General features: G+C 41.1%; 2 protein-coding genes. Both read right to left on the bottom strand.

Annotated features, from left to right (window positions below; all coding sequences use genetic code 11):
* Nucleotides 1-107: 107 nt before the first annotated feature.
* Complete coding sequence (locus MD535_RS25775; RefSeq protein ID WP_265678130.1) at nt 108-434, bottom strand: hypothetical protein; 327 nt, start codon at nt 432-434, stop codon at nt 108-110.
* Nucleotides 435-590: 156 nt separating this feature from the next.
* Complete coding sequence (locus MD535_RS26395; protein WP_390902977.1) at nt 591-662, bottom strand: hypothetical protein; 72 nt, start codon at nt 660-662, stop codon at nt 591-593.
* Between the last annotated feature and the right edge of the window lie 4 nt (nt 663-666).

Here is a 666-nt window from a genome sequence, read left to right as displayed (position 1 = left end):
ATGGAAACCTTTTGAATGAATTAAAGAACAATCCATCCAGCGACCGCCAGATGAACTGGCAGTGTCGCGGGTATCCGCTATGGTAGGTAAGTTGGTGTGTAATTCAGTTAAGCGAAGAATTTCAAAATGTGCTCTTTGAAGAACACTGTCAACGTCAGGCCAACGATTAGCCATTGAAGGCGGTCAAACTTACCTTCCAGCTTATCAAAACGCTTATCGACTTGTTCAAAACGCTTATCGACTTGTTCAAAACGCTTCTCCATCGCTTCAAACTTCGTATCAACTTTCGTATTAATGTTATCAAAGCGAGACTCAAGCAACTTTTCATGATCATGAAAACGTTGATTCATTGTCTCTTGGGTAACACCATGCAAAAGCGCGTCAACGACTTTTTCAGCAGGTAGCACTATGGTTTTTTCTGAATTATCTTTCATTTGATGACTCCTATTTAAAGGAGATACGCCCATAGAGCGTATCTCTATGGACGAAAAATTAGTGTAGTTCCCACGCGTTGATGGAAATCTGCCACACCTTCTAGAAGTGTGGATGTACCCAGTATGATGAAAATATCATCACATTTCAACTATCCATTACTGGTTACACGCTTCTTTTAATGCTTTACCTGCTTTAAAGCTTGGAGACTTGCTGGCCGCGATTTGCATCGTC

It is taken from the genome of Vibrio qingdaonensis (assembly GCF_026191675.1).
Taxonomy (GTDB): Bacteria; Pseudomonadota; Gammaproteobacteria; order Enterobacterales; family Vibrionaceae; genus Vibrio; species Vibrio qingdaonensis.
The sequence above is the reverse complement of the archived record's forward strand: the minus strand, read 5'-3'. Positions and strand labels throughout refer to the sequence as shown.

Bases quoted from the DNA above. Each gene is read 5' to 3' on its own strand.
- MD535_RS25775 (WP_265678130.1), bottom strand. From the start codon at position 434: ATGAAAGATAATTCAGAAAAAACCATAGTGCTACCTGCTGAAAAAGTC.